Here is a 16,480-nt window from a genome sequence, read left to right as displayed (position 1 = left end):
GCTGTCTCATTGAAGAATAAGAGGAGAAGCCACGTGAAAATGAAGCCTTTGTGGGCACTATTGGCGCTAACGAGTCTACCGGCTGCTGCTCAGTCGCGTCTCAATATGACCCAAGGTGTCACTGAAGTGAGTAACCGGGTTTACGATCTCCACATGACGATCTTCTACATCTGCTGTGTGATTGGCGTGATTGTATTTGGTCTCATGTTTATTTCGATGATCCGACACCGGAAGTCGAAGAACCCAACCCCCTCCAATTTCCATGAAAACGTCAAAGTAGAAATAGCCTGGACTATAGTGCCGCTGCTGATACTTGCAGGTATGGCAGTGCCGGCGACCACGACACTAATTGCCATGGAAGACACTTCAGATGCAGATGTAACGGTGCAAGTCACCGGATCGCAATGGAAATGGCACTACAAATACTTTGAAAATGAGGTCGAATACTTCAGCCGTTTAGCCACTCAGCAAGAACAAATTGATAATCAGTTTGAGAAAGGCGAAAACTACCTGCTGGAAGTGGACCGTCCGTTAGTTATTCCAACCAATAAGAAAGTGCGTTTTCTGGTTACCTCAGATGATGTTATTCACAGCTGGTGGGTTCCTGACTTCGCCATTAAAAAAGACGCGAACCCCGGTTTTATTAATGAAACCTGGACTAGGGTAGATGAGCCCGGAATTTATCGTGGTCAATGTGCCGAGTTGTGTGGCAAAGACCATGGCTTCATGCCCATCGTTGTTATAGCGAAGGAGCCCGCCGAGTACGAAAAATGGATTACCGAGAAAGAAGAAGAGCAACGTAAAGCACGCGAACGTGAACAAGAGTTGCTTGCTATGGAAATGTCAGAAGACGAACTCATGGACCTCGGTGAGAAAGTATACAACAGTACTTGTGCAGCTTGTCACCAGGCTAACGGTCAAGGCGTAAACGGCGTGTTCCCGGCACTTGCTGGTTCAGGCGTTGCGGTAGATCCTGAAGCCATAGACAAACACATCGACACCGTTGTTAACGGCGTTACCGGCACGGCTATGCAAGCCTTTGGAAGTCAGCTTTCCATGCGCGAGTTAGCCGCAGTTATCACCTACGAGCGTAATGCCTGGGGTAACGATACCGGAGACCTGATTCAGGCCGCCGATATTAACGAAGTCATGAATCAATAAGGAGACGGTGATGAGCACTGTAGTGGAAGAGACACATCACGATACACACCACGATCATAAGCCGTCTGGTATTGGTCGCTGGCTATTTACAACGAACCATAAAGATATTGGTTCGATGTATTTATGGTTTAGCTTCACCATGTTCCTAGTGGGCGGCGCTATGGCAATGATCATTCGCGCGGAACTGTTCCAACCCGGATTGCAACTTGTTGAACCCCAGTTTTTTAACCAAATGACCACAGTGCATGGTCTGGTTATGATTTTTGGTGCCGTTATGCCTGCTTTTACGGGCTTGGCTAACTGGATGATCCCCATGATGATTGGCGCACCAGATATGGCGCTGCCCCGGATGAATAACTGGAGCTTCTGGATTTTACCTTTTGCTTTCATGATTTTGCTGGGTTCTTTGTTTATGGAAGGTGGCGGCCCGGCATTTGGCTGGACAGCTTACGCACCGCTTTCCACAACTTACAGCTCGGATTCAACGGCATTGTTCGTATTTTCAGTACACATTATGGGTATTTCATCCATTATGGGCGCTATCAATGTGATAGTGACCATTATGAACATGCGCGCACCGGGCATGAATTACATGAAGATGCCATTGTTCGTCTGGACCTGGTTTATTACGGCTTTTCTACTTATTGCCGTAATGCCGGTATTGGCGGGTGCGGTAACCATGTTGCTTACCGACAAATACTTCGGCACGAGTTTCTTTGACGCCGCTGGCGGTGGTGACCCAGTCATGTACCAGCATATATTCTGGTTCTTTGGGCATCCGGAAGTTTACATCATGATTTTACCGTCCTTCGGTATCATTTCAGCAATTATCCCGGCCTTTGCCCGCAAACGATTGTTCGGCTACTCCTCCATGGTATATGCCACGGCGGCCATTGCCTTACTGTCCTTCCTGGTCTGGGCTCACCATATGTTCACCACCGGTATGCCAGTGTTTGCTGAGCTGTTCTTTATGTACTGCACCATGCTCATTGCGGTTCCCACCGGGGTGAAGATCTTTAACTGGGTAGCCACTATGTGGCGCGGCTCCATGACCTTTGAAACACCCATGCTGTTTGCGCTGGCGTTTGTGATCCTGTTTACCATAGGTGGTTTCTCCGGCTTAATGCTGGCTATAACTCCCGCTGACTTCCAGTATCACGACACGTACTTCGTCGTCGCCCACTTCCACTATGTTTTGGTCACAGGTGCCATTTTCTCTATTATGGCAGCGGCTTATTACTGGCTACCTAAGTGGACCGGGCATATGTACGACAGTACGCTGGCGAAAACTCACTTCTGGACATCGCTTATTTCCGTAAACGTGCTGTTCTTCCCTATGCACTTTGCAGGACTTGCCGGTATGCCAAGACGTATTCCGGATTACGCCACGCAGTTTGCTGATATTAACCAGATAGCAAGTATCGGCGGTTTTGCCTTTGGGTTATCACAACTTATCTTCCTTTGGGTGGCTATCAAGTGCGTTAAAGGTGGGGAAAAAGCCGCAGCTAAACCATGGGAAGGCGCAGAAGGACTCGAGTGGACAGTCCCGTCACCAGCGCCTTATCACACCTTTGAAAAACCGCCCAAAGTGGAGTGATAAATCATGTCTGAACAGCGTCCCGACAACAGCATTCTGGTTAAGCGACTGTTACTGACAGTCGCTGGAATGTTCGCATTCGGCTTCGCGCTGGTACCACTTTACGACGTATTTTGTGAAGTGACCGGCTTTAACGGTCGTACCAGTAACGAGGCAGCGGTTTATCAACAGGTTGAAGTGGATGAATCACGCACGGTCACGGTGCAATTCCTGACACGCAATGCCAAAGGTATTCCGTGGAAGTTTGAGCCATCGATCAAGCAAGTCAAGATTCATCCGGGTGAAGTTAAAGTAGTTAATTTTTTAGCAGGAAACCCGACTTCCTCAAACATGATCGCTCAGGCTATTCCATCTGTAGCGCCTGCGGAAGCCTCTCTTTACCTGAACAAAGTAGAATGCTTTTGCTTTAACCAGCAACCGCTGGCCGCTGGCGCTGAAACAGAAATGCCAATGCAGTTTTATCTGGACCCGGACATTCCCGATCATATTACGACCTTTACCCTGTCATACACGCTGTACGATATGACAGCCAATACGTCGGCTGAAGCAATTGCTCAGCTGTTAAAAACAGAATAAGGAAACGACGTTATGGCAGAACAACAAAGTTATTATGTTCCTGCTTCCAGTCCCTGGCCAATTGTTGGTGCAGTTGGGCTAGGCTTAATTGCCTGGGGCGCTGGACACACTGTTATTGATATGAGCAAAGAGCAGGATGGTTATGGCAGTACTGTATTGACCATTGGCTTAGTCGTTATAGCCGTCATGCTCTTTGGTTGGTTTCGTGACCAAATCAACGAATCCATGAGCGGTAAATACAGTAACCAACTCGGCGACTCCTACAAACAAGGTATGAGCTGGTTTATTTTCTCCGAAGTCATGTTCTTTGCTGCTTTTTTTGGTGCCCTTTTCTACGCTCGCGTTATTGCCGTTCAGTGGCTGGGAGGAGACAGTAACAATGCTATGACCAATGAGGTTCTGTGGCCAGAGTTTGTTGCGCAATGGCCGTTGGTAAAAACACCAGGCGGCACTGAAACCCAGGCTATGGGTTGGTATGGTCTGCCGGCTATCAACACGCTTATTTTGTTGGCCAGTTCAGTGACCTGTCACTTTGCTCACACAGGCCTGGAACAAAATAAACGTAAACAGCTAACCGCAATGCTGGGCGTTACCATTATTCTGGGTTGCATTTTCCTCTATCTGCAAGGCGCTGAGTATGTGCATGCCTACCAAGATTTAAATCTAACGCTTGATTCCGGTGTTTATGGCAACACCTTTTATATGCTCACCGGGTTCCACGGTATGCACGTAACCTTAGGAACCGTGATGCTTATCATCATGTTCCTGAGGGTTTTGAAGGGGCATTTTACACCAGATAACCACTTCGCTTTTCAGGCGACCAGCTGGTACTGGCACTTTGTTGATGTCGTTTGGTTATGCCTGTTCGTCGTGGTTTACATACTCTAAAAAAACGCCCCGTCTAATAGGGGCGCGGGTTTAAAGGTAAAAAGCCACTAACCGTCGCCGCTATCAGTATCACAAGGATAACGGCGGCCACTCCCACCCGTTTCCCCAGATAATGGGACATGGGTGGTTTATTCGGGTCGTTGCGCAGCATACTGAATAATGCGCGGAACAGATTCACCACCATATAACCAAGCAGCAGTACAATAATGATTTTAAAAAAGACCAACATACGTTTTCCTCTTATCGCTACGTTAGTTACTCTGCTGGCAATTGCGGTGTTGGTCAAGCTAGGTTTTTGGCAACTAGAGCGCGCAGAAGAAAAACGTAAGCTATTTTCCGATTACGAACAGCAACAATCGAAAGGGGATGCAACGGCACTGTCTCAGCTAGGAACAATATCTTCTGAGTCTGATCGCTTTCTTTTTGCCAAAATGGAAGGCGAATTTGTTAAACAACCGGTCTTTTTTCTCGATAATAAAATGACCGATGGCATTGTCGGCTATCAGGTTATTGCCTTGTTTCGCCCTGACGCCAAACCCAATAATTACATTCCTGTTAATATGGGCTGGGTACCTGCTCCTGCATCCCGGCAAGAACTGCCCGAAATAAATGTTCCCGAGAGTAGACAGAATCTTACGGGCTACCTGTACTTTCCCTCGAACAACAAATTTGTCAGTAATACTTATGAAACCGAGTTAGCTGATGACCGAATACGAGTACAAGAGTTTCAGCCTAACGCCATTAGTAAAGAACTCGACATTCCATTAACCGACTACACCTTTTTATTGAAATCACCAGACACCCTGGGTTGGCAACGTAACTGGAAACCCCAGGTAATGTCGCCGCAAAAACATCAGGGTTACGCTGTTCAGTGGTTTTCGCTGGCCATTGCGTGCTTGGTGATTTTTGTATTTGCTGTTATAAAACTGAATAAACAACCAAAAAAAGAGGAGACCCGATGAGCTCCCTGAATCGCTCTCGCCGTTCCATGATTATTGTTTTCCTTGCTTTTATAGTCCCCGTTTTGGCCGCGTGGCTTTTTTTGTCTCAAAACTGGTATGAGGCGGGAACCAATAAAGGCATTTTATTGCAACCCACCATTACCTTAGAACAACAAGCCGAACAGCTACCAGAAGGTTGGCAAGTGGGATATATCGCCCCGCAGAACTGTGCAATCACCTGCGAAAATGCTTTATACGTTATGAACCAAATCGATGTCGCTATTGGCAAAGACACCGATAGGCTAACCCCTGTAGTGTTGCACCAAAGCGAAAGCCTTCAGGCTGGCTTTAATCATAGTGCCCCGCATATTACCCAGCTGGTAACGCCTGAACTGATCGAACAACTTTCAGCTCTGCCCGAAAACACCTTGTTTATTATCGACCCGATGCATAACGTCATGCTGTATTACCCCACCCATGAGGACAAAGAGCAAATGATAACGGAAGGTAAAAACGTGTTGGCGGATCTTCGTAAACTGCTTAAATTGTCCAGAATTGGGTAGGGAAATGACATGCGTTTACTGGTAAAAATTAGTGTTTTTTTTGCTTTTATCGTTATTGTTCTTGGCGCCTTTACCCGGCTCACTGAAGCAGGCCTGGGTTGTCCTGACTGGCCCGGCTGCTACGGTTTTTTGAAGGTACCGTCGCAGGAGGAGCACATTCAGCAGGCGGAACTTAGGTTCCCGGATGCACCTGTGGAGCACGCCAAAGCCTGGAACGAAATGGTGCACCGCTACTTTGCTGGCACCCTGGGGTTATTAATATTGACCATTGCCATTATTTCCTGGGTTAAAAGCCGTCGCTACAGTCATTACCCGACTCCGGTTAAATTGCCCACTTTGCTTCTCGGGCTAGTAATATTTCAGGCGGCTCTGGGTATGTGGACAGTTACCATGAACCTGCAACCGCTCATAGTCATGGGGCATTTGCTGGGCGGCTTTTCGGTTATATCGCTGCTATATCTGCTCTCGCTGCGGCTGTCGTCATTTCGGCTGGCCGGTGGTGACCCGGAACTCAGGCGCTATCGAGGGCTGGCATTTTTTACGCTACTGGTGGTTATTGGTCAAATAGCCTTAGGTGGTTGGGTTGCTGCAAACTATGCCGCCGTAGCCTGCACTGAGCTACCTTTTTGCGAAGGTAACTGGACGGCGCAGCTGGACTTTGCCGGAGCCTTCAGCATACCCGAGGCTGACACCTATCAATACGGTGCTCATGACTACAACGACCGTATGACTATGCACGTAATGCACAGAGTGGGCGCTATTATTACTTTTTTAGTGATTTGTACTCTACTCTTTAAATGCTGGCGAAAAGCGAAGTCGCACTTTTTCCGGCGCTCATTAATTGTTATTGGCTTGTTATTATCTTTGCAAATTCTGCTGGGTATTAGTAACGTAGTCTTTCAATTACCGCTTTGGAATGCAGTGGCACATAATGCCGTAGGGGCTTTATTGTTGCTGTCGCTGGTCGCGTTGAACTACAACTTGTCCAGAAAAGCGTAGAGGAGTTGAAACTATGCAATCCGTTGCCACAAATAATATAACAAAAACGCGCAACGCTCATTGGCGGGACTACCTTGAACTGACCAAGCCCCGTGTCGTCGCCTTGCTGTTACTCACCGCCGTGGTTGGTATGTGTCTGGCCACTGAAGAACTGGTGTCGCTGAAAGTGCTAGTGCCGGCGCTGACTGGTATTGGGCTCATGTCTGCCGCTGCGGCCGCCATTAATCACCTGGTTGACCGCCATATTGACGCAAAAATGGCGCGCACACTTCGGCGTCCGCTGCCTCAGGGAAATTTGTCACCTGCAAAAGTCACCACGTTCGCTGCATCTATAGGTGTCATTGGTTTTGTGACCCTGTATGCCTGGGTTAATCCATTAACTGCCTGGTTAACCTTTGCCAGTATGGTGGGTTACGCTGTGGTTTATACCATGTTCTTAAAACGCGCAACGCCGCAGAACATTGTTATTGGTGGTTTAGCCGGTGCGGCACCACCGTTACTGGGCTGGACCTCGGTGACCAACGAAATTAACGCGCCGGCGGTGCTGCTGGTTATGATCATATTCACCTGGACTCCGCCCCACTTCTGGGCACTTGCGGTACACCGCGCTAAAGATTATGCCCGTGCCAAGGTGCCAATGCTGCCGGTAACCCACGGTATTGAATTCACCAAAACCTGTATTTTTCTGTATACCGTTTTGTTGACCGTGGTTTGCCTTATGCCGTTTTTAATAGGCATGACAGGCATGATTTATCTGGTCGGCGTCAGTGTACTTAACGCTATTTTTCTGGCTTATGCCTGGAAGTTGAAATACGCGCCCAGCAAGAAAACAGCCTTTAACATGTTTGCCTTCTCTATCTGGCACCTCATGCTGCTGTTTGTGATTTTACTGGTCGATCACTACGTATAACTGGAGTAAGAAATGAGTCGTATCGTTACGCTGCTGGCGGCGCTTATCGCCCTTGCAGCCGGGTTCGCAGTTTACAACTTTTGGCCCGAAGAAAAGCCGGAAGCTTTAATATACGAGCCCCCTCGTGCCTTAAAATCGTTTAAGTTAAACAGCACAGCCGACGGCGCTATTGAAAACGATGCACTGAAAGGGCAGTGGACCTTGCTCTTTACCGGTTATACCTTCTGTCCTGATATCTGTCCAACCACCATGTCAGACTTAAAAGGAGTGCTACCTTCATTACAGGAAGAAGTGTCTAAACCGGTGAAAGTCTGGATGATTTCAGTTGACCCTCAGCGTGATGACACTGAACGTTTAACTCAATACGTTAACTATTTTGGTGACGACTTTGTTGGTGTGCGAGCCGAGCACAAAGAGCTGTTCCCTTTCGTACGTGATTTAGGCTTAATGTATTCCATTCCCGATGAAGGCGAGGAAAATTACTTGGTTAACCACAGCGCCGCTATTATTCTGGTTAACCCCAACGGTCACCGTAAAGCCATTTTTAATGCCGACCACCAGCGCGGAGAAGTACCGGTAGTCGACATGGAACAACTGGCAAAAGATTTTGCCATTATCGCCGATTAGTCAGGCCAACTGCCTGACTCGTCCGGACGAATAAGGGCTACTGAGTACCAATAATAGCGCGACTCTGAGGCACTGGGCGCAGTACAGTTAATACGTGAACGCCCAATGTTAACGTCCTTTTCAAGCGTCACACTAAACTGAGTATCGCTTTCCCACTCAGGTTTTAAAACCGAACTACCGGCAAAGCATTGCAGTGCATCGGTACGCATATCATCTAGTGTATCGCCCGCTTCCAATGTCACACTAATAGTTGGGCGCTTATTTTCATGTGCGACTAAAGGCTCTTCCGGTTGATAACCACTTACCGGCATGGCTTTAGAATTCAACTTGGCTTTCAGCGTATTTAAGTTCGCATAGATACCCGAGGCCGGAAAGCGAGTAATAACCGTATCTTCGCTCCATTTGGACCATGGGCCTGAATGCTGAGCAAAAGCCAGAAAGCCCCATTCATCCAGTAAAGCCCGCAATTCGTTGTTATACTCACCGTAAGGGTAGGCAAAGTACTTCTGCTGTGCGCCTAAGTTCTCATCAATGGCTTCTTGTGCCGTAATAACGTCGTAACGCATACGCTCCTGCCACTCTTCATCGCTTTCGCCTTCCTGCTTGCGAATAAGGTGTGCGTGAGTCTGTCCATGATTAGCAATGGTAGCGCCGTTCTGCTGAATTTCTTTAAGCTCTTCCCAGCCCATGTAATGGCCGCTGTGCTTACGCATGAGTTCAGGGTTAACGAACACCGTATAAGGCATCTCAAACTCTTCCAGAACCTCTACAGCGTTCTCATAGACGTTTTGGTAGCCGTCGTCGAAGGTAATAACAACGGCTTTTTCAGGAAGTTCTTCGCCTTTTTCAATGGCATCGCGCGCGACGGTAATATCAATAACATTAAAGTTGTTATCCTGCAGGTATTGGAGATGCTCGCGAAACGTCTCCGGGTCAATTGACGTTACGGCTGGAGTTGAGTCACTGACGTGGTGGTACTGCAGCACCACCACGCTATCGGCGCTGCCGGCCTGAGCCAATGGTGAGCACCCCAGCAATAAGCCCGATGCGGCACTCAACGTCATTTTGTTCAACATCTTCATACTGACTCCTGATAAAGTATAAAAGCCGTTATTAACCGAGTTTACTTAAGGATAGTTATGCACAAGCTGTTTGGATTTTCATTGTCTGATCACAGCCGCGTTTTTGCGATTGCCCTGCCAATGATCATTTCCAATATTGCTGCGCCGCTTCTCGGTCTGGTCGATACTGCCATCATAGGTCATTTACCCGATGCTATCTACTTATCCGCCGTTGCCGTTGGTGCCATGGTGGTCAGTTTTATCTATCTGCTGGCGGTGTTCCTGCGCATGGCCACAACAGGTTACATAGCTCAATCGTACGGAGCCGATGACATACATGCTCAGCGCCAGCACTTTAATAACGGCATAATTATTGCGCTGGGTTTAGGTGTTTTAATAGCGGTTGCTAGTCCCTTAATTAACGATTTAGCCATGTGGGTTATCGCCCCTTCTGCCGAGCTCGAAGGCTACGCCCGCGATTACATTGAAATTCGCTTATGGTCGGCACCCGCTTCGTTGATTACGCTCGTCGCTCTGGGGGTATTATTAGGCCGACAAAATAGCCGCAAAGCCATGCTTCTGGTGATAATTACCAACGCCGTTAATGTGGTTATGGACGTCATACTGATACTGGGCTTTGGACTGAATGTAAAAGGCGCCGCCTGGGCGTCGCTTAGTGCTGAGTGGGTGACCGCTATTGTCGGCTTCTACTGGACCGCCCGCGCGCTGGGCTGGCACTTACGCCACTGGCAGCTGAAGTTTCAGCAGCTGCGTCAGTTTTTAGGCGTTAACGGTAATATTTTTATACGCAGTCTGATACTGCAGCTCTGTATGGCAACCATGACCGGCTACGCCACTCGCTACGGCAGTACCATGGTGGCGGTTAACGCCGTACTAATGCAATTTCTTATGTTGATATCGCTGGGCTTAGACGGCATTGCTTATTCTGTGGAAGCTTTAGCTGGCGAAGCTAAAGGTCAGAAGCGCTACGATAAAATCCGTTACTGGTGCAAAATTACTTTGCTCTGGTCATCACTCTTTGCTGTGGTTTATACGTTGGTTTTTGCCCTGGTCGGCAGTGCAATTATTCGCCTTATTACCGATATTCCTGAAATCATCCGGGTTGCCGAAAACTACCTGCCATGGATAGTGGTGTTGCCACTCATTGCTCACTGGAGCTATTGGTTTGACGGTGTTTTCATTGGTTTATCGTTCAGCCGTGGTATGCGTAATACGATGATATTAAGCGCTTTAATTGGCTTTCTGCCTTTATGGTGGGCGGGATTGCCGCTGGAGAACCACGGGTTGTGGTTAGCTCTCAGCGGCTTTTTATTCATGCGTGGTATTACCCAGGCAATTTGGCTTAAATACTTTAGTTCGCCAGGTCATCCATCAGGATAAGCTGCGGAGGTAAGCCGCCACTGGTTGCATCAACGGCAACTGCCGTGTAGATACCACCGCCTTCTAATGTCAGTAAAGGCGTCTGAATAGCAATGTCCTGCGTACCTGTTGCGGTTACAGTAACCACGTAGTCACCTGGTGTTAAAGCAACATTACCTGTGCTCACCAGACCTTCTGCGTCAAACGGAACATCGGTAAAGGCAGCGTCTGCGCCACTAATGTCGTCTGTTGCCGTTACGTAGATATCAACATTACCGGCACTGGGTGCAGCATGAACCAACTGTATTTTAGCTTCAGTCGCCACGCTGCGACGTTCTTCAGTCAACACTTGCAGACCAATAGTACTCAGTTCACCGACAGCATAAACTGAATAACTCATTGCGTTTTCTACTTCCAGAGGCAGGTCCTCAAGCACTACGGGAGAACCTCCGGCGGCAGCAACATCAACACTGTATTCAGCGGCTTCCAGGTTTAAGTAATCTGTCGCACTTAAAAATGCCAGATCTGCAATTTGAGGATCGGCGGCATCGTTTAATGTCACATCAACATTCGGTGCATCAGCTACGGCGTGCACGACGCGAACATCCGCACCAGCGTCTGCATCATTGATTAAGGTGGTTGTTTCACCGTCGCTCACTTGCAGAGTAACGGGTGAATTCGCAGAATTAGCAGCAACATTATTGGTTGCGGCAATAATATAATCACCACCGTCAGCCAGGCTCACGGTTCCTGAGTCGTAAATTACTGCATCGTCACCCGCACCGGTTAAACGAATGCGGTAGTCACCGGTTTCCACATCAACCTGACCACTGTCTTCGCCGTAAGCAAGCGTTAAAGTAGCTGAGGCACTGCTTAACTCAGCGTCCGGAGTTGTCAAATACACATCGACAGTCGGCGCACCATACGCAACATGTACCACCTGAATACGGCTTTCACCTGCCGCAACATCCGATACAGGGTTAGAAAGAACCAATGGCTCTAAAGACTCGTCACCCAGCTGACCGGCAGCAAAAACTTCGTAGCGAGTATCAGCAGCAAAAGTTAAGGACGCCGGACCAATAGCATCAACAGTACTTTCATCGGGTAAAATACCCTGAACCGTAATGTCATAGTCACCGGCATCAACTTCCAGAACGCCGGAAGATGTATGGTAAGGCACATTTTCTAATAATGCGGTTTCACCTGCTAAAACATTAACGTTGGGTGAATCGGCAGAGGTGTGGTGTACCCGTACAAAGCTTGATTCAGCTTCAGGAGGTGGTGTGTTAGTATCGTCATTGTCACTGTCGAACCAGTCACAACCTGTGATGAGAAAAAGCGATGTCGCTATGACACCCAGTTTTTTGATCCCTTGCATAATTTAAATCCTCGTATTGATTAGGCAAATATCGTTACGAGCATTATTTGTGCAAGGGATCACATTTTTATAACATTAAAAAATCGAAAGATACTAAGTTGTATAATCGAAAGGTCTAGTAGTAGGAGTGTTCTCCGGGCTCATGATCAGTGATATCACGCACGCCTTTCACTTCTTCCGGGAAACGCTCAAGCAACTCTTTTTCAATGCCGTTTTTCAGCGTTACGTCAATCATACTGCAACCATTACAGCCACCGCCGAATTGCAGAATAGCAACGCCGTCATCAGTAATTTCCGAAATCATTACCTGACCGCCATGGCTAGCCAATTGCGGGTTAATTTCAGCTTGTATAACGTACTCTACCCGCTCAATTAATGGGGCGTCATCGGCAACTTTACGCGCTTTGGCGTTAGGTGCTTTAAGGGTTAACTGAGAGCCCATTTCCTGCTCTTCAAAATCAATAGCGGCGTCTTCTAAAAAAGGCGCACTGCCTGAATCCACTACGGCATCAAAACCATTAAACGGCAGACGCTCGTCGTCCGGCTCGACAGAATCTGGCGGGCAATAAGAAACACCACACTCTGCGTTTGCCATACCGGGGTTAACCACAAATACACGAATACACGTGCCATCGGGCTGATCGGCTAATAGCTTCTGAAAGTGGGACTGCGCTGCTTCTGAAATACGAATCATAAATACTGACCTCACGGCTTATACCTGAGTAAATTACTAGGGTATAGTGTAACCGAAACGCCCTGCAGTTTCTAGTCGTGCTGGTTATAGACAACCGCCCACGCATCCACCGCTCTAGCGCCTTTTTTGTAGAGCGCATCGGCTGCTGCCATCATAGTGGCGCCGGTACTCAGCACGTCGTCCACAACCGCTACCGTACAGCCACTAAAATCCTGTAAAGCGAGTTGGCTGCCCCGACTGTTCTCCCAGCGTAATGCCTTTGATGCCATATGCTGCATGGGCACGGCCCGTATTTTACGTAACCCGCCCGCAATGTAAGGTAACTCAAGAGCCACTGACACATGCCGCGCCAGTAACGCAGTCTGGTGGAAGCCTCTTTTACGCCAGGCTTGTTGCGTCATAGGCACCGCAACAACGCAGTCTGGCAGTGGCTGTTCGCGATAGCAAAGGCGTAAATGAGCCGCTAACTGGTTTGCCAGTAAAGGCGCCAGCTCGGCTTTATAGCGAAATTTAAACTGTGTAATAAGCTGTTGTACCTGCGGCTCCCAGCGCAATGCACCGTACCAGTAGCGGCACGGCTTCTGCTCCGCCACTAAATGCTGTTCAATATCGGACAAATGCTGACAACAACGCGGATACCAACGCGGCAGTGCTTCTTCGCAATAAGGGCAAAGGCTTGCAGCGGCCACCTTAGAATAACCGCAACTCCAGCATGTGCCCAACTCAAAAGCATTGGCGAAACGCTGTAAAAACGCTAGCATACCACCCCTTAATTAATAACTCGGACAGGTAGTATAGTGAGCCTTTCGGTAACGTGCTGTGGTACAGGAACCCCTATTGTTGTACTCCATGGCTGGGGAATGAATTCGAACATCTGGCAACCCGTGGTACCGGCATTAAGCGAGCACTTTCAGTTGTATTGCGTCGACCTGCCCGGTTTTGGCGACTCTGTCTGGTCATCAGAGAATGAGGTGTCACTGGAAAGTTTTATTGAACAAATTATGCCAGCCCTGCCGCCACGCTTTCACTTGCTGGGGTGGTCTTTAGGCGGGTTAATTGCGACACAAATTGCGCTGACGCATTCTGACCGGGTTATGTCCCTAACCACCGTTGCATCGTCACCGCACTTTGTGGAAAGCAACGACTGGGCTGGAATCAAACCTGACATTCTTGAGCAGTTTCAACAGCAACTGGACAGCAACTTTAAAAAGACCATTGAGCGTTTTTTAGCGATTCAGGCCATGGGCAGCGAGGACGCACGCGAACAGGTTAAGCAGGTAAAACAGCTGATATTTACCAAGCCTATGCCAGACCAGGGTGTGCTGAAACAGTCCTTAACCATTTTGCAAACCGCAGATTTACGCCAGCAACTACCCGGCATTGAAGTTCCCTTTCACCGTTTTTACGGACGCCTGGACAGCCTGGTTCCGGAGCGCGCTATCAACGATATTTCCGCACTGGCGCCGGAGTCAAAAGCTGTGGTATTCACCAAAAGCGCACACGCCCCATTTATTTCGGAACCGGAGCGCTTTGTCAGTGAATTGCTGAAGGTTGTTGAGAACTAAGAGTTAAAAACCAAACTAGCGCTGGCACTGGGTGCAGTACACGGTGCTGCGCTGACCCAGACGAATTTCTTTCAACCGGTTACTGCACACCATGCAAAGCTTACCGCCACGCCCGTAAACCTGAAGTTTTTGAGCGAAATAGCCCGGGTTACCGTCCACTTGAGTGAAATCTTTTAAGGTAGTGCCGCCCAGCTCTATAGCGCTTGCCAGGGTTTCTTTTATTATCGGCACCAGTTTCTGGTAGCGCACTTTACTGATTTTCCCGGCCGCTCGCTTTGGGTTTATACCCGCCTTAAACAAAGCTTCGTTCGCGTAAATATTACCGACACCCACCACAACTTTGTTATCCATAATAAAGGTTTTCACCGACTGCGAACGCCCGCGTGAGCGCTCAAATAAATAGTCGATATTAAACGCGTCGGTTAACGGTTCCGGACCAAGCTGGCTTAGCAGTTCATGCCCGCTTGCATCACTCTCACTATATAGCAAAGCACCAAAACGCCGCGGATCGTTCAAACGCAGGGTTTGCCCGTTATCGAACTCAATATCAATATGGTCATGTTTGTAGTGAGTTGTTTCAGCCGGAACCACACGCAGCTTACCCGACATACCCAAATGCAATATCAGGCAGCCATTATCTGTCTGTAAGAGCAAATATTTTGAGCGGCGGCTGACCGAACGCAAAACATGTCCTTCGACCTGATGCACAGTTTCAGGGACCGGCCAGCGCAGGCGCTTATCGTGAACCTTAACCGACTTAATTGTGCGGCCTTCAATGTGTGGAGAAATGCCTAAACGGCTGACTTCAACTTCGGGTAACTCTGGCATAAATCGATAACTTCCTTAATGACCCAGTAACTGACTGGCAGTAAATTCTATTACGCGATAATTCTGCTGCTGATTCGGCAAGCGGATCATCAACTCGGGGTCTGCGTATAACTCAACACGTGCTTCTTCGCCCCCGACAAAACCAAAATAAACTTCCGTTATCAAATTTTCAGCTGACTGTTCGGTTGGCGTCATGGTTAATGCCAACCAATTTTCAGCGACGCTGGCGGACGCTTTTTCCGATAAACGACATGGAGACTGACATTGCCATTGTCCATCATTTAACGCTAACTTCAGTTGGTCAATTTGTATTGCTCTCAAGTTTCCATCATTCGGTATTAAGCCAATGACTTCGCCCGATTCAGCCTCTTGCCCGATGCTGTCAGCCGCCTCTTCTTTAACCGGCGGAGCGACATACCAGAACACCACCATGATAATTAATATCACGTAAACCAGAACGTTGTTCCATGCTCTTCGGGTCATGGTCAGTCCAAATATTTTTCGCTTCTCATTCACTTTCATCGGCTTGCGCTCTTTGTGCTAAGGTTCGAATAATTCTCTTGTTGCCGTACTCCTTGTTACTAGAGACAGAATACCCTATATTCTCGCGCGACAACAAAATACGGAGCTTTATTGCGTTATGGTGCTATCTGATATTATCGACAAAGTTGCCGACCACGGCTACTGCATTATCGATAATTTCCTGCAGCCGCAGCGTTCGCAGGCTCTGTATCAATACGCTCAGCAATTACCAGCGCAATACTGGAACCTGGCCGGTATTGGCCGCCAGCAAAACCAGACCATTAATACCATGGTTCGTAACGACCGTATTTACTGGTTAACTCCGGAAGAGCCGCGTCATAAAGACTACCTAAGCATTATGGATGAGTTACGCCACGAATTTAACCGCGAGCTCTTTCTTGGCCTGTTCGATTACGAATGCCACCTGGCGCATTACCCTAAAGGCGCGTTTTATAAAAAACATCTGGATGCGTTTAAAGGCAGAAGCAACCGAGTGCTCACAACGGTGTTTTACCTGAACCCTGAATGGCAGGAGACCGACGGTGGGCAATTGGTTATTTATGGCGACAAGGGACAGGTGCTGGAAACCGTATTGCCTAAACAAGGGCGTTTAGTGGTGTTTTTAAGTGACCGCTTCGTGCATGAAGTACAACGTTCCGAGCGTGACCGCTTCAGTATTACCGGCTGGTTCCGTATTAATGCCAGCATCTCGGGCATTATTGACCCGCCACGATAAATAGAAACTTTGAGTTTCTAGTGATTCCTGAGGTTCCAGACTTAAACGAAATTA

Annotated in this window: 19 protein-coding genes; 12 read left to right on the top strand and 7 right to left on the bottom strand. The window is 48.3% G+C overall.

What is annotated here, in order from left to right:
• Nucleotides 1-39: 39 nt before the first annotated feature.
• Genes coxB through B2U97_RS08520 form a run of 4 tightly spaced genes read left to right on the top strand, consistent with a single transcriptional unit; the run spans nt 40 to nt 4,222 of the window.
• Nucleotides 40-1,161: a cytochrome c oxidase subunit II gene (gene coxB / locus B2U97_RS08535; RefSeq protein WP_110013073.1), complete on the top strand. Its 1,122-nt coding sequence runs from the start codon at nt 40-42 to the stop codon at nt 1,159-1,161.
• A 10-nt stretch (nt 1,162-1,171) separates the two neighbouring features.
• The gene (ctaD, locus tag B2U97_RS08530; protein WP_110013040.1) at nt 1,172-2,758 is read left to right on the top strand and encodes a cytochrome c oxidase subunit I; all 1,587 of its coding nucleotides are present in this window, start codon (nt 1,172-1,174) and stop codon (nt 2,756-2,758) included.
• A 6-nt stretch (nt 2,759-2,764) separates the two neighbouring features.
• Entirely contained in the window at nt 2,765-3,334 is a 570-nt protein-coding gene (locus tag B2U97_RS08525; protein WP_011233520.1) for a cytochrome c oxidase assembly protein, read from the top strand.
• A 12-nt stretch (nt 3,335-3,346) separates the two neighbouring features.
• On the top strand, nt 3,347-4,222 hold the full coding sequence (locus tag B2U97_RS08520) for a cytochrome c oxidase subunit 3 (protein WP_011233519.1): 876 nt from the start codon (nt 3,347-3,349) through the stop codon (nt 4,220-4,222).
• A gap of 13 nt (nt 4,223-4,235) precedes the next feature.
• On the opposite strand, the gene B2U97_RS08515 is transcribed toward B2U97_RS08520, so the two are convergent.
• Entirely contained in the window at nt 4,236-4,451 is a 216-nt protein-coding gene (locus B2U97_RS08515; RefSeq protein ID WP_016341259.1) for a DUF2909 domain-containing protein, read from the bottom strand.
• Here B2U97_RS08515 and B2U97_RS08510 point away from each other — a divergent pair.
• From B2U97_RS08510 to B2U97_RS08490, 5 genes are read left to right on the top strand one after another with little or no spacing between them, the layout of a single operon-like run.
• On the top strand, nt 4,429-5,184 hold the full coding sequence (locus B2U97_RS08510; RefSeq protein WP_110013039.1) for an SURF1 family protein: 756 nt from the start codon (nt 4,429-4,431) through the stop codon (nt 5,182-5,184). The two genes, B2U97_RS08515 and B2U97_RS08510, sit on opposite strands and share 23 nt — an antisense overlap.
• Nucleotides 5,181-5,726 (top strand): hypothetical protein, encoded by a 546-nt coding sequence (locus tag B2U97_RS08505; protein WP_011233517.1) that lies wholly within the window; start codon nt 5,181-5,183, stop codon nt 5,724-5,726. The genes B2U97_RS08510 and B2U97_RS08505 overlap by 4 nt, the downstream gene beginning before the upstream one ends.
• Before the next feature lie 9 nt (nt 5,727-5,735).
• Complete coding sequence (locus tag B2U97_RS08500; RefSeq protein ID WP_034818911.1) at nt 5,736-6,725, top strand: COX15/CtaA family protein; 990 nt, start codon at nt 5,736-5,738, stop codon at nt 6,723-6,725.
• 13 nt (nt 6,726-6,738) lie between these two features.
• Nucleotides 6,739-7,635 carry a heme o synthase gene (gene cyoE, locus B2U97_RS08495; protein WP_114982112.1) on the top strand — a complete coding sequence of 299 codons (897 nt, stop codon included), beginning with the start codon at nt 6,739-6,741 and terminating at the stop codon, nt 7,633-7,635.
• A gap of 12 nt (nt 7,636-7,647) precedes the next feature.
• The gene (locus B2U97_RS08490) at nt 7,648-8,262 is read left to right on the top strand and encodes an SCO family protein (protein WP_272988076.1); all 615 of its coding nucleotides are present in this window, start codon (nt 7,648-7,650) and stop codon (nt 8,260-8,262) included.
• On the opposite strand, the gene B2U97_RS08485 is transcribed toward B2U97_RS08490, so the two are convergent.
• The gene (locus B2U97_RS08485; RefSeq protein ID WP_110013035.1) at nt 8,259-9,344 is read right to left on the bottom strand and encodes a polysaccharide deacetylase family protein; all 1,086 of its coding nucleotides are present in this window, start codon (nt 9,342-9,344) and stop codon (nt 8,259-8,261) included. The genes B2U97_RS08490 and B2U97_RS08485 overlap by 4 nt on opposite strands.
• A gap of 57 nt (nt 9,345-9,401) precedes the next feature.
• On the opposite strand from B2U97_RS08485, the gene B2U97_RS08480 reads away from it, so the two are divergent.
• Nucleotides 9,402-10,724, top strand: coding sequence for an MATE family efflux transporter (locus B2U97_RS08480; protein ID WP_110013034.1), 1,323 nt, complete (start codon nt 9,402-9,404; stop codon nt 10,722-10,724).
• Here B2U97_RS08480 and B2U97_RS08475 read toward each other — a convergent pair.
• From B2U97_RS08475 to B2U97_RS08465, 3 genes are all read right to left on the bottom strand, one after another.
• Nucleotides 10,696-12,081 carry a DUF4397 domain-containing protein gene (locus tag B2U97_RS08475; protein WP_110013033.1) on the bottom strand — a complete coding sequence of 462 codons (1,386 nt, stop codon included), beginning with the start codon at nt 12,079-12,081 and terminating at the stop codon, nt 10,696-10,698. The two genes, B2U97_RS08480 and B2U97_RS08475, sit on opposite strands and share 29 nt — an antisense overlap.
• 115 nt (nt 12,082-12,196) lie before the next feature.
• A complete protein-coding gene (gene nfuA / locus B2U97_RS08470; RefSeq protein WP_286824108.1) occupies nt 12,197-12,775 on the bottom strand; it encodes a Fe-S biogenesis protein NfuA in 579 nt (192 codons plus the stop codon).
• Nucleotides 12,776-12,846: 71 nt separating this feature from the next.
• Complete coding sequence (locus B2U97_RS08465) at nt 12,847-13,536, bottom strand: ComF family protein (RefSeq protein WP_110013032.1); 690 nt, start codon at nt 13,534-13,536, stop codon at nt 12,847-12,849.
• A 36-nt stretch (nt 13,537-13,572) separates the two neighbouring features.
• Here B2U97_RS08465 and bioH point away from each other — a divergent pair, with 36 nt between their 5' ends.
• The gene (bioH, locus tag B2U97_RS08460; RefSeq protein WP_110013031.1) at nt 13,573-14,340 is read left to right on the top strand and encodes a pimeloyl-ACP methyl ester esterase BioH; all 768 of its coding nucleotides are present in this window, start codon (nt 13,573-13,575) and stop codon (nt 14,338-14,340) included.
• Between the two features lie 15 nt (nt 14,341-14,355).
• On the opposite strand, the gene mutM is transcribed toward bioH, so the two are convergent.
• Both mutM and B2U97_RS08450 read right to left on the bottom strand, forming a co-directional pair.
• The gene (gene mutM, locus B2U97_RS08455) at nt 14,356-15,168 is read right to left on the bottom strand and encodes a bifunctional DNA-formamidopyrimidine glycosylase/DNA-(apurinic or apyrimidinic site) lyase (protein WP_286824109.1); all 813 of its coding nucleotides are present in this window, start codon (nt 15,166-15,168) and stop codon (nt 14,356-14,358) included.
• A gap of 15 nt (nt 15,169-15,183) precedes the next feature.
• A complete protein-coding gene (locus B2U97_RS08450; RefSeq protein WP_286824110.1) occupies nt 15,184-15,651 on the bottom strand; it encodes a hypothetical protein in 468 nt (155 codons plus the stop codon).
• A gap of 157 nt (nt 15,652-15,808) precedes the next feature.
• On the opposite strand from B2U97_RS08450, the gene B2U97_RS08445 reads away from it, so the two are divergent.
• Complete coding sequence (locus B2U97_RS08445; protein WP_034818930.1) at nt 15,809-16,426, top strand: 2OG-Fe(II) oxygenase; 618 nt, start codon at nt 15,809-15,811, stop codon at nt 16,424-16,426.
• Nucleotides 16,427-16,480 lie beyond the last annotated feature (54 nt).

The organism is Idiomarina sp. UBA3176, from assembly GCF_002364295.1.
GTDB classification, from domain to species: domain Bacteria; phylum Pseudomonadota; class Gammaproteobacteria; order Enterobacterales; family Alteromonadaceae; genus Idiomarina; species Idiomarina loihiensis.
This window is presented reverse-complemented; position numbering and strand designations above follow the sequence as displayed.

What these genes read in the sequence shown, in the direction of transcription:
- coxB (WP_110013073.1), top strand. Translation starts at nt 40, where the DNA reads ATGAAGCCTTTGTGGGCACTATTGGCGCTAACGAGTCTACCGGCTGCT.
- ctaD (WP_110013040.1), top strand. Translation starts at nt 1,172, where the DNA reads ATGAGCACTGTAGTGGAAGAGACACATCACGATACACACCACGATCAT.
- B2U97_RS08525 (WP_011233520.1), top strand. Translation starts at nt 2,765, where the DNA reads ATGTCTGAACAGCGTCCCGACAACAGCATTCTGGTTAAGCGACTGTTA.
- B2U97_RS08520 (WP_011233519.1), top strand. Translation starts at nt 3,347, where the DNA reads ATGGCAGAACAACAAAGTTATTATGTTCCTGCTTCCAGTCCCTGGCCA.
- B2U97_RS08510 (WP_110013039.1), top strand. Translation starts at nt 4,429, where the DNA reads ATGATTTTAAAAAAGACCAACATACGTTTTCCTCTTATCGCTACGTTA.
- B2U97_RS08515 (WP_016341259.1), bottom strand. Translation starts at nt 4,451, where the DNA reads ATGTTGGTCTTTTTTAAAATCATTATTGTACTGCTGCTTGGTTATATG.
- B2U97_RS08505 (WP_011233517.1), top strand. Translation starts at nt 5,181, where the DNA reads ATGAGCTCCCTGAATCGCTCTCGCCGTTCCATGATTATTGTTTTCCTT.
- B2U97_RS08500 (WP_034818911.1), top strand. Translation starts at nt 5,736, where the DNA reads ATGCGTTTACTGGTAAAAATTAGTGTTTTTTTTGCTTTTATCGTTATT.
- cyoE (WP_114982112.1), top strand. Translation starts at nt 6,739, where the DNA reads ATGCAATCCGTTGCCACAAATAATATAACAAAAACGCGCAACGCTCAT.
- B2U97_RS08490 (WP_272988076.1), top strand. Translation starts at nt 7,648, where the DNA reads ATGAGTCGTATCGTTACGCTGCTGGCGGCGCTTATCGCCCTTGCAGCC.
- B2U97_RS08485 (WP_110013035.1), bottom strand. Translation starts at nt 9,344, where the DNA reads ATGAAGATGTTGAACAAAATGACGTTGAGTGCCGCATCGGGCTTATTG.
- B2U97_RS08480 (WP_110013034.1), top strand. Translation starts at nt 9,402, where the DNA reads ATGCACAAGCTGTTTGGATTTTCATTGTCTGATCACAGCCGCGTTTTT.
- B2U97_RS08475 (WP_110013033.1), bottom strand. Translation starts at nt 12,081, where the DNA reads ATGCAAGGGATCAAAAAACTGGGTGTCATAGCGACATCGCTTTTTCTC.
- nfuA (WP_286824108.1), bottom strand. Translation starts at nt 12,775, where the DNA reads ATGATTCGTATTTCAGAAGCAGCGCAGTCCCACTTTCAGAAGCTATTA.
- B2U97_RS08465 (WP_110013032.1), bottom strand. Translation starts at nt 13,536, where the DNA reads ATGCTAGCGTTTTTACAGCGTTTCGCCAATGCTTTTGAGTTGGGCACA.
- mutM (WP_286824109.1), bottom strand. Translation starts at nt 15,168, where the DNA reads ATGCCAGAGTTACCCGAAGTTGAAGTCAGCCGTTTAGGCATTTCTCCA.
- B2U97_RS08450 (WP_286824110.1), bottom strand. Translation starts at nt 15,651, where the DNA reads ATGACCCGAAGAGCATGGAACAACGTTCTGGTTTACGTGATATTAATT.
- B2U97_RS08445 (WP_034818930.1), top strand. Translation starts at nt 15,809, where the DNA reads ATGGTGCTATCTGATATTATCGACAAAGTTGCCGACCACGGCTACTGC.